General features: G+C 72.3%; 9 protein-coding genes and 1 pseudogene. 4 read left to right on the top strand and 6 right to left on the bottom strand.

What is annotated here, in order from left to right:
• Positions 1–68 precede the first annotated feature (68 nt).
• Both ACIRNI_RS30655 and ACIRNI_RS30660 read left to right on the top strand, forming a co-directional pair.
• A complete protein-coding gene (locus ACIRNI_RS30655) occupies positions 69–1,052 on the top strand; it encodes an AraC family transcriptional regulator (RefSeq protein ID WP_403556457.1) in 984 nt (327 codons plus the stop codon).
• A gap of 47 nt (positions 1,053–1,099) precedes the next feature.
• On the top strand, positions 1,100–1,927 hold the full coding sequence (locus tag ACIRNI_RS30660) for a carbohydrate-binding protein (RefSeq protein ID WP_403556459.1): 828 nt from the start codon (positions 1,100–1,102) through the stop codon (positions 1,925–1,927).
• Between the two features lie 4 nt (positions 1,928–1,931).
• Here the strand turns inward: ACIRNI_RS30660 and fahA are convergent, their stop codons facing one another.
• Entirely contained in the window at positions 1,932–3,170 is a 1,239-nt protein-coding gene (gene fahA, locus ACIRNI_RS30665; protein ID WP_403556461.1) for a fumarylacetoacetase, read from the bottom strand.
• Positions 3,171–3,228: 58 nt separating this feature from the next.
• Entirely contained in the window at positions 3,229–5,193 is a 1,965-nt protein-coding gene (locus ACIRNI_RS30670) for a CocE/NonD family hydrolase (protein ID WP_403556463.1), read from the bottom strand.
• A gap of 182 nt (positions 5,194–5,375) precedes the next feature.
• Here ACIRNI_RS30670 and ACIRNI_RS30675 point away from each other — a divergent pair, with 182 nt between their 5' ends.
• Both ACIRNI_RS30675 and ACIRNI_RS30680 read left to right on the top strand, forming a co-directional pair.
• Positions 5,376–6,386, top strand: a complete 1,011-nt coding sequence (locus tag ACIRNI_RS30675; protein ID WP_403556465.1) for a polyprenyl synthetase family protein — start codon at positions 5,376–5,378, stop codon at positions 6,384–6,386.
• 136 nt (positions 6,387–6,522) lie between these two features.
• Positions 6,523–7,683, top strand: coding sequence for an outer membrane lipoprotein carrier protein LolA (locus tag ACIRNI_RS30680; RefSeq protein ID WP_403556467.1), 1,161 nt, complete (start codon positions 6,523–6,525; stop codon positions 7,681–7,683).
• Positions 7,684–7,771: 88 nt separating this feature from the next.
• Here the strand turns inward: ACIRNI_RS30680 and ACIRNI_RS30685 are convergent, their stop codons facing one another.
• From ACIRNI_RS30685 to ACIRNI_RS30700, 4 genes and pseudogenes are all read right to left on the bottom strand, one after another.
• Positions 7,772–9,103, bottom strand: coding sequence for a M28 family peptidase (locus ACIRNI_RS30685; RefSeq protein WP_403556469.1), 1,332 nt, complete (start codon positions 9,101–9,103; stop codon positions 7,772–7,774).
• Between the two features lie 329 nt (positions 9,104–9,432).
• The gene (gene rarD, locus ACIRNI_RS30690) at positions 9,433–10,446 is read right to left on the bottom strand and encodes an EamA family transporter RarD (RefSeq protein WP_403556471.1); all 1,014 of its coding nucleotides are present in this window, start codon (positions 10,444–10,446) and stop codon (positions 9,433–9,435) included.
• Positions 10,447–10,669: 223 nt separating this feature from the next.
• Positions 10,670–11,719, bottom strand: a complete 1,050-nt coding sequence (locus ACIRNI_RS30695) for a 2-oxoacid:ferredoxin oxidoreductase subunit beta (protein WP_403556473.1) — start codon at positions 11,717–11,719, stop codon at positions 10,670–10,672.
• A pseudogene (locus ACIRNI_RS30700) lies at positions 11,712–12,147 on the bottom strand (2-oxoglutarate ferredoxin oxidoreductase subunit alpha); the annotation flags it as partial. The pseudogene ACIRNI_RS30700 and the gene ACIRNI_RS30695, both read right to left, overlap by 8 nt.

The raw sequence follows: 12,147 nt of genomic DNA on the forward strand, positions 1-12,147 counted from the left end.
CCGCCGTGCCATCGTGGTGACGCACGGGAATTGGTCTGGACCATGCGGAAGCCATGCGGAGGCCGGTGATGCGCGGAACCACGGTGTTACCCGGGACGAAGGAACTCTCCCCGCCCCCGGGGGCGCCGCCCCTGCACCGCCTGGAGGTGGTGAGGCCCAATGTGATGCCCTTCGCCATCGGCACCTTCGACACGATCGGCCCGATGTCCCGGGCCGCCTTCCCGCACCGGCACACCTTCTACGAGATCGTCCACGTCACCGCCGGGGCCGGCGCCCACGTCGTCGACCTCGCCCGCTGGGAGCTGCGCCCGCCCCACCTGTGCGTCATCGCGCCCGGCCAGCTGCACCACTGGCAGGACGTGACCGGACTGGACGGCTCCGTCGTCCTCTTCACCGAGGACTTCCTCCTCGACCACCCGGGCGACCGCGACCTCCTGCGGCACCTGAGCGGGCGCCCCTGGCTGACGCTGGACGACCGCGCCCACGCGGAGACGTCCCGCCTGGTGGCGGAGCTCGACGAGGAGTACCGCCGGGGCGCCGACGGCTTCGAGACCGTCCTGCGGGCGCTGCTCCACGTCCTCGTCGTACGCGCGGCCCGGCTGGGCGCCCCGCCGGGCGGAGCCGCTCCCGAGGTGCCCGGGGCGCCCGGGATGCTCCAGGCGCCCGTCTCCGACCGGGCCAGAGCGGTGACCGAGGAGTTCACACGGCTGATCGCGGGCGCCACCGACCCGGAGCTGTGGTCGGTGCACGCCTGCGCCCGGCGCATCGGGGTGACCTCCGGCTACCTCGCGGAGGCCGTCAGGACCGCCACCGGCCGGACCCCCGGCCAGCTGCTCCGCGAGGCCCGTACGCACGAGGCCAAGCGGCTGCTGGCCCGTACCGACATGACGGTACGTCAGGTAGCGCGGCGCGTCGGCATGGCGGACCCGGCGTACTTCTGCCGTTTCTTCCGCCGTGAGACGGGCGTGAGCCCGGGGGACTTCCGGCGCGGCGGAGATATTCACCACGACCACCGGATTCAGTCCATCGCCCCGGCCGGCCGGCCCTCATAGGTTCGGTGCCGATCCCCCGACCGCCCCCCCCACGAGGAGGAGCAGGCATGGAACAGATCCCCGGGCGCCCCAGCCGCAAGGCGGTGCTGCGTGCCGCGGTCGCCGCCGGAATCACCGCGCCCGCCGCGCTGATGGGCGTACCCGCCCTGGCCCGCACCATGACGGCCTCCGCCGGCACGGCGGCCGCCCCCGAACCGACCCCCGCGTGCGACGACGGCGACGACCCGACCCCGCCGCAGATGGAGGGCCCCTACTTCAAGCCGAACTCGCCGCGCCGCACCTCCCTGCTGGAACCGGGCACCCCCGGCGTCCGGCTCACGGTCAGCGGGTACGTCTTCGGCCTCGCCTGCCGCCCCGTCAGCGGCGCCCTGCTGGACTTCTGGCAGGCGGACGTCAACGGGGCGTACGACAACGCCGGCTTCCGCTTCCGCGGCCACCAGTTCACGGACGCGCGGGGCGCGTTCACGCTCTCCACCATCGTGCCGGGCCTCTACCCGGGCCGGACCCGGCACCTCCACGTCAAGGTGCAGGCGCCCGGGCGGCCCGTGCTCACCACGCAGCTGTACTTCCCGGGCGAGCCGCGCAACACCACCGACGCCCTCTTCGACCCGCGCCTCCTCATGGCGGTGCGCGACACGGGCGGCGCGCGGGAGGCGGCGTTCGACTTCGTCCTGGAGGTGCCGCAGGACCCGGGGCCCGGGCCCGGCCCGACGCCGCCCGACCCGGGCGGCACCTGGGCGGCGGGCACCACGTACCAGCCGGGCGCCAGGGTCGCGTACGGCGGGCGCGGTTACGTCTGCCTCCAGACCCACACCGCCCAGCCGGGCTGGGAGCCGCCCGCCGTACCGGCCCTGTGGCGGGCCGACGCCGCGTAACGGGTCAGCGGGCGGAGGCGATGCGGCCCGTCACCTCGCCCAGCGCGACCTTCACGCCGTCCGGGCCCGGCGCCCACGCGGTGATCGTGACCTCGTCGCCGTCCTCCAGGAACGTCCGCTTGCCGGTGGACAGTTCGATCGGCTCCTGGCCGTTCCAGGTGAGCTCCAGCAGCGAGCCGCGCTGGTGGACCTCGGGGCCGCTGACCGTGCCGGAGCCGTACAGGTCGCCCGTACGCAGCGAGGCGCCGTTGACGGTCATGTGGGCCAGCTGCTGGGCGGCCGTCCAGTACATCGTGGCGAACGGCGGCTCGGCGACGACCTCGCCGTTGATCCGTACCGTGATGTGCAGCTCGAAGCCACCCGGCTCCTCCTCGGCGCTGTCGTCCAGGTACGGCAGGAGCGGGAAGTCCCGCGCGGGCGGCGCGACCCGGGCGGCGTCCAGCGCCTCCAGCGGCGTGACCCAGGCGGACACGGACGTGGCGAAGGACTTGCCGAGGAAGGGGCCCAGCGGCACGTACTCCCACGCCTGGATGTCGCGCGCCGACCAGTCGTTGAGGAGCGTCAGCCCGAAGACGTGGTCGCGGAAGTCGCCGAGCCCGACCGGCTCGCCCAGCCCGGACGGCGTACCGACGAGGAAGCCGACCTCGGCCTCGATGTCCAGCTTCACGGACGGTCCGAAGACCGGCGCCGGGTCGGCGGGGGCCTTGCGCTGGCCGGAGGGCCGCGTGATCTCGGTGCCGGAGACCACGACGGTGCCGGAGCGGCCGTGGTAACCGATGGGCAGGTGCTTCCAGTTGGGCGTGAGCGGCTCACCGTCCGGACGGAACATCCGGCCGACGTTGGTGGCGTGGTGCTCGGAGGCGTAGAAGTCGACGTAGTCCGCGACCTCGTACGGCAGGTGGAGCGTGACGTCCGCCAGCGGGTGCAGCAGGGGCTCGATGTCCGCCCGGTGCGCCGGCACGGTGACCCAGGCGGTCAGGGCCCGGCGGACGTCGCGCCAGGCGGTGCGGCCCGCGGCGAGCAGCGGGTTCAGGCTGGGCTGCGCGAGCAGCGCCGCGTACGGCGAGCCCAGCGCGTGGGCCGCCGCGCCCGCGTCCAGGACGTGGTCGCCGACGCGGACGCCGAGGCGGCGGCGGCCGGGCTCGTCGGCGGTGCTGAAGACGCCGTACGGGAGGTTGTGCGGGCCGAAGGGGTCGCCTTCGGCCAGGTCGAGCGGGCTGTGCTGCTCGGACTGCTCGGGCATCGGTGCTTGCCTCGCTTTCCACGGGTGTGGGGGACACGTTACGACGGTGCCGTGGTGATCATCCGGCCGTACGGCCAACGCGCGTGACCCAGGTGCGGTGGAAGAGGACTTCCCGGCCTTCCGTGCACATCACCTCGTCGGTGGTGACGAGCCCGCCGTCCTCGTGGGCGGTCTCGGAGCGGGTGTCGACGGTGACGTTCCAGAGCTGCTCCGGGTCCGGGCGGTGGAAGCGGATCTTCCACTCCGAGCGGCTGCGGGCGGACAGCGGGTCGCTGTCGGTGAGGGTGTAGGTCTGCACGCCGTCCTCGGTGAATTCGAGGCCGTCGGGGTGGACGCGCGTACCGCCACCGCCTTCCGGAGGGGTGTCCGCCTCCAGCCGCCACTCGCCCCGGGCGACGTCCCGGACGAGCAGCAGCGCGGGGCGCTGCGCCTCGTCGAGGGTGGCGGGGTGGCTGACGCCGAGCTGCTCGGCCTGTTCCGGCCGCTCGAAGGCCGTCTCATCGCTGCCCGTCGGGGTGCGCAGGGGGAGTTCGAGCGTGCTGCCGACCGGGTCGAGCGTGAAGCCCGCGGCCTCCGGGTGCGGCCGGACCATGGGCCAGTACGCGGACGAGACCGCGAGCCGTACGCGATGGCCGGGCGCGAAGGAGTGGGCGGTGTGGGTGAGGTCGAAGACGTACGCGGTGCCGGTGCCGGTGCCGGTGTCGGTGTCGGTGCTGTTGGCTGTGCCCTCGCCTGTGCCCGTGGCCTCGTCTTCGTCGGTGCCGCGGGCGATGAGGGTCGAGGCGCCGCCGGGCGCGACGTCGCAGAGCCGGGCGGTCACCTGCGCGGTGGGCCCGTGCGGGCGCACGGCCAGGGTGACCCGGGGGCGGCCGAGGATCTCGACCGGCGGGCCGTCCTCCGGTACGGGGAAGTCGAAGCAGGCCGAGCAGGCGTCGTCGGCGCGCTGGTCGGGCGGAAGGTCGGCGTCACCGCCGCGGGGGACCGGCCGCCCGCCGTCCAGGCCCGTGTGGAGCGGCGAGCGGACGAGGACGGGCGGGCCCTGGAGCGCGTACGCGACCGGCGTGACCCGCGGGGGCGGCCAGGCGTCGTCGCCCACCCAGCGGCCCGGCAGCTCGGGCGGCGCGGTCGCGGGCCGGTGGGAGGAGCTGATCCAGGAGCGCAGGAGCGGCTCGGCCATGACGTCGTTGGTGACGCCCTTGAGGTGGTGGTCCCACCAGCGCAGGGTCTCCTGGAGGAAGCCGATCGCCGGCCCGGGCGGCAGGCCCTGATCCGGGTACGCGTACGGCCAGGGCCCCAGGATCCCGCGCACCCGGTCGCGCGGCAGGCGCTCCACGAGCCGCAGCACTGTGTCGCGGTGCGGCGCGTGCCGGCCGGCGACGGCGAGGACGGGTACGGCGATGGCCTCCGGCGCGTAGGGGAGGTGCGGGTGCTCGGCGGACGGGTCCAGCGCCTCCAGGCGGGCCAGCCACATCTCCCGCCACAGGTCGCCGACGTGGTGCGGGTCCGGCGGGCAGGTGGCGCGGGCGAGCCGGGCGCTGTGGCTGTAGCCGTGGCTGTGGCCGTGACCGTGCGAGGTGTCCTCGGCGCAGACGGCGACCACCGCGCCGAGCGGGCCCGGGGTCGGGGCGAGCGCGGCGACCCGGAGGGCGGTGTGCGCGCCGGGGCCGATGCCGATCATGCCGACGCGGCCGCTGCACCACGGCTGGTCCGCGAGCCAATTGAGGACCTCGACCTCGTCCGGGAGGTCGTGTGCGCCGCCGCCCGGTACCCCCTCGCTGTTGCCGTACCCGCGCGCGTCCACCCGTACCGAGGCGTAGCCGTGGCCCGCGCACCAGGGGTGGCGCTGCGCGTCGCGGGCGGCGGTCGCGTCGGTCAGCCGGTCGGGCGCGTACTCCAGGAGCGCGGGCACCGGTTCGTCCGTCAGCGGGCGCCAGATCCGGCCGTACAGACGGGTGCTGTCGGGCAGCGCGATCCGGACGTCCTCGCGGGTCGTCTCGTACGGGAAGGAGGTGCGGAAGCGCATGGAGAGGCCTCACGAGGTCCGGAAAAACCGCATATTGCCTGGCAAATCTATCCATCCCGAACATACCGGGGGTGGCGGGAAGGCGCCCATGGTGATCGAAAGCCGACCGGATACGCTGACTTGAGTGAATCCAGCGACACATCGACAATCCGTGTGATCGTCAGCAGACAGGAGATCTCCTCGTGACCGCAGTCGGGCCGTTCGGGCTGAGCGTGCGGGACCAGGCTCTTGAAGCCGATGTCCAGACCGGATTGGCGGCGGTCGAGGCAGGGCTCCTCGATGCCTGCAAGAGCGACGTGCCGTTCATCACGGAGGCCGCCCAGCACCTCGTACGGGCCGGGGGCAAGCGCTTCCGTCCGCTGCTCGTGATGCTCGCCGCGCAGTTCGGCGATCCGTACGCCCCCGGGGTCGTGCCCTCGGCCGTCGTGGTCGAGCTCACGCACCTGGCGACGCTGTACCACGACGACGTCATGGACGAGGCCGACGTGCGGCGCGGCGTGCCCAGCGCCAACGCCCGCTGGGGCAACTCGGTCGCCGTCCTCACGGGTGACTTCCTCTTCGCGCGCGCCTCACACATCCTGGCGGATCTCGGGCCGGAGGCCGTACGCATCCAGGCGGAGGCCTTCGAACGCCTGGTCACCGGACAGATCCTGGAAACGGCCGGCCCGCGCGACGGGCGCGACCCCGTCGAGCACTACCTCGACGTCATCGCCGGCAAGACCGGCTCGCTGATCGCCGTCGCGGGCCGCTTCGGCGCGATGATGTCGGGCGCCGACGAGCGGGTCGTCGACATCCTCACGCAGTACGGCGAGCGCCTCGGCGTCGCCTTCCAGCTCGCCGACGACCTGCTGGACATCGCCTCCGACTCCCACGAGTCCGGCAAGACGCCCGGCACCGACCTGCGCGAGGGCATCGCCACGCTGCCGGTGCTGCACCTGCGTGCCATGGCGGCGGCCTCCGGCGAGGCGGCGGACCACGAGCTGGTGGCGCTGCTGGACAGCGACCTCACGGACGACGACCGGCACGCGGAGGCGCTGCGCCGACTGCGCGTCCACCCGGCGCTGGATCTGGCGCGCCGGGACACCATCCGGTACGCGCAGGAGGCGCGGGCGCTGCTGGCGCCGCTGCCCGACCGCACCGCGAAGGCGGCGCTGGAGGAGCTGTGCGACCTGGTGGTGCACCGGGCGGGTTAGGGAGGGGCCCGGGGCTCTCAGGGTCCGGGTCATCCTTCAGCAGTACGGAAGTCGAGCCCGCGGGCTGACGCCTGCATGGGTGCCGCCTTGGTCAGATGGATACCAGATGGATCGCTGACCACGGAGGTAGGCACACATGGCACCGAACGACAGCGCACCGAACGACGGCGCGAGGCGCCGGACCATGGCGCGGTACGCCGTTCCGGTCGCGGTGGCGGGGGTGGCGGCGGCGACGATCGGGCTCGTCCCGGCGCTCGCGGCGGCCGGGGACCCCGAACTGCCGGAGATCACGGCACAGCAGCTGGTGGAGAAGATCGCCGCCTCGGACGTGGAGCGGCTGTCCGGCACGGTGAAGGTCACCGCCGACCTGGGGCTCCCGTCGCTCGGCGGGCTCGGCGGGCCCGGCGGCGATGAGGGCGGGAAGCTCATGGAGCTCGCCTCGGGCACGCACACCCTGAGGGTGGCGGCGGACGGCCCCGAAAAGCAGCGGCTGACGTTCGTGGACGACGCCGCCGAGTACAGCCTGATACGCAACGGGGACGACGTCTGGGCGTACGACGGCGCGTCGAAGGAGGCGGTCCACTCCACCGAGGCCGGTGCGGGTGACGCCCCTGAGCCCGAGCTCCCGGCCACCCCCAAGGACCTCGCCGACCAGGCGCTCAAGGCGGTCGACGACACGACCTCGGTGACGGTCGACGGTACGACCCGGATCGCCGGGCGCGACGCGTACCAGCTGCTCATCAAGCCGAAGCAGAGCGACTCGGGCTCGACGATCGGCTCGATCAGGGTGGCGGTGGACGCGGAGAAGGGCGTGCCGCTGAAGTTCACGCTCACGCCGAGCGACGGCGGCAAGGCGGCGATCGACGCGGGCTTCACGAAGGTCGACTTCGGTACGCCGGCGGCGGCGACGTTCGCACTCCCGAAGGACGCGAAGGTCACGGAGGCGCCGGAGGAGGCGCAGGAGCCGGGGCTGAAGCCGGGGCTGGAGAAGGCTCCGGAGGAGTTCGCGAAGGACTTCGCCGGCGTCGGGGGCGGCCTCGAGGTCATCGGGGAGGGCTGGACGACCGTGGCCCGGCTGAACACCCCGGGCGGCAAGGGGGTACCGGCGAAGGAGGACGTACCGGCGGAGGCGGGTGCGTTCCTGGACGGCCTGGGCGACAAGGTCTCGGGCACGTTCGGCTCCGGCACCGTCTTCAAGACCCGCCTGGTGAACGCCCTGCTGACGGACGACGGCCGGGTGTACGCGGGTGCGGTCACCCCGGAGAAGCTGGTCGCCGTGGCCAACGGCGAGAAGTAACCGCCGGCGCCCGGCCGTACGGCCGGGCTGTACGGCCGGGCCGTACGTGGGTGGCGGGCCCCACCACCCACGTACGGTCACCGCTGTGTCAGAACGTGAGCCGGAAGGCGTTGATGTAGCCGGTGTCCTGGGCGGCCACGTCCTGGGCCCGTAGCTTCCAGGCCCCGTTCGCCGCCTCGCTCGACGCGTCCACCGTGTACGTCGTCTGGATGTTGTCCGCCGAGTCGGAGGAGCTGGAGTTCTTCAGGCGGTACGCCGTGCCGTCCGGGGCGAGGAGGTCGAGCACCACGTCCCCGCGCCAGGTGTGGACGACGTCGACGCCGACGCGCAGCGCGGCGGGGGCGTTGCCGGTGCGGCCGGAGACGGTGACCGTCGAGGTGACGGCCGTGCCGTTGTCCGGGATGGCGACGTCCGCGGTGTTCTCGTACGTGTCACCGGTCGGCGGGGGCGTCGTCCCGGCGGACAGCGTCCACACGGCGTGCGCCAGCGCGTCGCTGTTCCGGTCGAGCGCCGTGTCGTTGATGTTGGACGTGGTGTCGCAGGAGGAGTGGTAGCAGCGGTCGAAGGCCTGACCGGCGGTGCCGCCCCACTTCTGCGCCTGCGCGCTCGTCTTCGTACGGCTCGCGCCGGTGAACAGCCCGCCGACCGGGATGCCGACGTTCTTGAAGGCGGCGTGGTCGGAGCGGCCGTCGCCCTCGGTCTCGATCTCGGTGGGCACGCCGAGCCCGGCGAAGTAGTCCTTGAAGGTCTTCTCGATCGTCGGGTCGTCGTCGTAGACGAAGTAGCCGGGGTTCGGCGACCCGATCATGTCGAAGTTGAGGTAGCCCGCGATCTTGGCGCGCTCGGTGGCCGGCAGGTTGGTGACGTGGTACTTCGAGCCGACGAGGCCGAGTTCCTCCGCGCCCCACCAGGCGAAGCGCAGGTGCTTCGCGGGCTTGTACTGGGCGCGGGAGACGGCGAGCGCGGCCTCCAGGACGGCGGCGGAACCGGAGCCGTTGTCGTTGATGCCGGCGCCGGAGGAGACGGAGTCGAGGTGGGCTCCGGCCATCAGGACCTGGTTGGCGTCGCCGCCGGGCCAGTCGGCGATGAGGTTGTAGCCGGTGGTGCCGTTGTACGTGAACTGCTGGACGGTGGTGGTGAATCCGGCGGCGTCCAGCTTGCCCTTGACGTAGTCGATCGACGCCTTGTAGCCGGGGCGGCCGTGGGCGCGGTTGCCGCCGTTGGCGGTGGCTATGGACTGGAACTGGGCGAGGTGCGCCTTGACGTTGGCGACGGGTATGTCGGGTGCGGCGGCCGCGTCAGCGGTGGCAGCGGCGGCAGCGGCTGGCGGCGCGGCCGAGGTGGCGGGGGCCGCCGTGGCTATCAGCCCGGCGACGGCGAGTGCCGCGGCGGCCGCGGCGGTTCCTCTGGAGAGGTTCATGTGGGGGCTCCGGGGATTCCGTACGGGGATGGGAACGGAACGTGCGAGACGCCCCGCGGCCATGGAGGCGCGGGGCGTTGGAGCTTCTGGTGCGGTGTGGCGTGCTGAATGTTCAGCGAGATGTTGACTCGTCGTCAAGAGCGTGTTCCGGACACAGGTGTTCGATGACCGGACGGTTCACGTTCCCGTCGGTCGCGGGGCCGTTGTGACGGTCGGCCCGCGCGTCACGCGCCACTCGCTCCCGGAACCTCGACGTGGCGCGGCACCGCCCCGCCGCGTCGCACGCGTCGTCCGCATGCCGGACACCGGCCGGATCCCGCTACGGACACTCAGAGGCGCGGCGCCCGGTCCTCGGGAGTCCGCTCCTCGGTAATCCGGTCCTGGGTAATCCGGTTTTCGGGCACCCGCGCTGCCGCAGCCGCCTTCGCCAAGCGCAGCGCCTCCGCCCGCGTACGCCGCGACGTCCGCAGCGCGTCCCACGTCAGGATCGTCAGCGCCAGCCACACCAGCGAGAAGCCCGCCCACCGCTCCGGCGGCATCGCCTCGTGGAAGTACGCGACTCCGAGCAGGAACTGGAACACTGGCGCCAAGTACTGCAGCAGCCCCAGCGTCGACAGCGGTACCCGTATCGCCGCCGCGCCGAAGCAGACCAGCGGCGCGGCGGTGACCACGCCCGTCGCGGCGAGCAGCGCCGCGTGCCCCGCACCCTCGGCCCCGAACGTCAGCGAGCCCCGGGAGCCGAGCCACACCAGGTACGCCATCGCCGGCAGGAACTGGATCGCCGTCTCGGCGGCCAGCGACTCCACGCCCCCGAGGTTGACCTTCTTCTTCACCAGGCCGTACACCGCGAACGTGAAGGCGAGCGTCAGCGAGATCCACGGCGGCCGCCCGTACCCGAAGGTCAGGACCACCACCGCCGCGAAGCCGGTGCCGACCGCCACCCACTGCGCGGGCCGCAGCCGCTCCTTGAGGAGCAGGACGCCCATGGCGATGGTGACAAGCGGGTTGATGAAGTAGCCGAGGGACGCCTCCACCACATGGCCCGTGTTCACGGACCAGATGTACAGGCCCCAGTTGACGGTGATCACGGACGCGGCGATCGCTATCAGACCGAGCTTGCGCGGCTGCCGCAGCAGTTCGCGCACCCAGCCCCAGCGGCGCAGTGCGAGCAGGGCGATGCCGACGACGGCCAGCGACCACACCATCCGGTGGGCCAGGATCTCGATGGCGCCCGAGGGCTTCAGCAGCGGCCAGAAGAGGGGGACCAGGCCCCACATGCCGTAGGCCCCGATCCCGTAGAGGAGCCCCGCCCGCTGATCGCCGCCACCGCTCTTCGCCGCCATTGACCGCCTCCTGTCCCCGACCGCCCTGCCCTGCCCTGGCCGCCCTGGCCTGCTGAAGAAAGGTAACGCCGGGCAGGGCGCCCTGTCATGTCCGTTCCGCGAAACACTCATGACGTGCGGCGGTGTCGTACGAGCTCGGCGCGTGCGCGAGCAAAGAAGGAGGGGCGCCCGCGGAGGACGCCCCTGACTGCGTGCACTGCGACGGCTGTGCCCGCCCGGTGTTCTACCCGACGACCGTCCAGGTGTCGCCGCCGGCGAGGAGTGCGGCGAGGTCGCCCTTGCCCTTGCGTTCGATGGCGGTGTCGAGTTGGTCGGCCATCTGTGTGTCGTAGACGGGGCGGTCCACGCTGCGGAAGACGCCGATGGGGGTGTGGTGCAGTGTGTCGGGGTCGGCGAGGCGGGAGAGGGCGAAGGCGGTGGTGGGGCTGGGGTTGCGGGCGTCGTGGACGAGGACCTGGGCCTCGTTTTCGGGTGTGACGGTGACGACGGTGAGGTCGCCGGTGGTGGTGTCGCGTACGACGCCCTTGGTGTTGTCGGGGCCGAAGCGGATGGGTTGTCCGTGTTCGAGGCGGATGACGGCTTCTTCGGCCTGCTGCTTGTCTTTGAGGGCGTCGAAGGCGCCGTCGTTGAAGATGTTGCAGTTCTGGTAGATCTCGACGAGTGCGGTGCCGGGGTGGTCGGCGGCGGCGCGCAGGACGTCGGTGAGGTGTTTGCGGTCGGAGTCGATGGTGCGGGCGACGAAGGTGGCTTCTGCTCCGATGGCCAGGGAGACGGGGTTGAAGGGTGCGTCGAGTGAGCCCATGGGGGTGGACTTGGTGATCTTGCCGACTTCGGAGGTGGGGGAGTACTGGCCCTTGGTCAGTCCGTAGATCCGGTTGTTGAAGAGGAGGATCTTGAGGTTGACGTTGCGGCGCAGGGCGTGGATGAGGTGGTTGCCGCCGATGGAGAGGGCGTCGCCGTCGCCGGTGACGACCCAGACGGACAGGTCGGGGCGGGAGGAGGCCAGTCCGGTGGCGATGGCGGGGGCGCGGCCGTGGATGGAGTGCATCCCGTAGGTGTTCATGTAGTACGGGAAGCGGGAGGAGCAGCCGATGCCGGAGACGAAGACGATGTTCTCCTTGGCCAGGCCGAGCTCGGGCATGAAGCCCTGGACGGCGGCGAGGATCGCGTAGTCACCGCAGCCGGGGCACCAGCGCACTTCCTGATCGGACTTGAAGTCCTTCATGGACTGCTTGGCCTCGGCCTTCGGCACGAGCTTGAGCGCCTCAGACATCGGTGGCCTCCTTGAGAGCCGTGGCGAGCTGCTCGGCCTTGAACGGCATGCCGTTGACCTGGTTGTAGCTGTGCGCGTCCACGAGGTACTTCGCCCGGATGAGACCGGCGAGCTGCCCGAGGTTCATCTCGGGCACGACGACCTTGTCGTAGCGCGCCAGCACCTCGCCGAGATTCTTCGGGAAGGGGTTGAGGTGGCGCAGATGGGCTTGCGCGATGCGGCCGCCGTCCCTGCGGACGCGGCGTACGGCGGCGGTGATCGGGCCGTAGGTGGAGCCCCAGCCCAGGACGAGCGTGCGGGCCCCGTCCTGGTGGTCGACCTCCAGGTCCGGGGCGGTGATGCCGTCGATCTTGGCCTGGCGGGTGCGGACCATGAGGTCGTGGTTGGCGGGGTCGTAGGAGATGTTGCCCGTGCCGTCCTGCTTCTCG

The organism is Streptomyces sp. NPDC093546, from assembly GCF_044765045.1.
Taxonomy (GTDB): Bacteria; Actinomycetota; Actinomycetes; order Streptomycetales; family Streptomycetaceae; genus Streptomyces.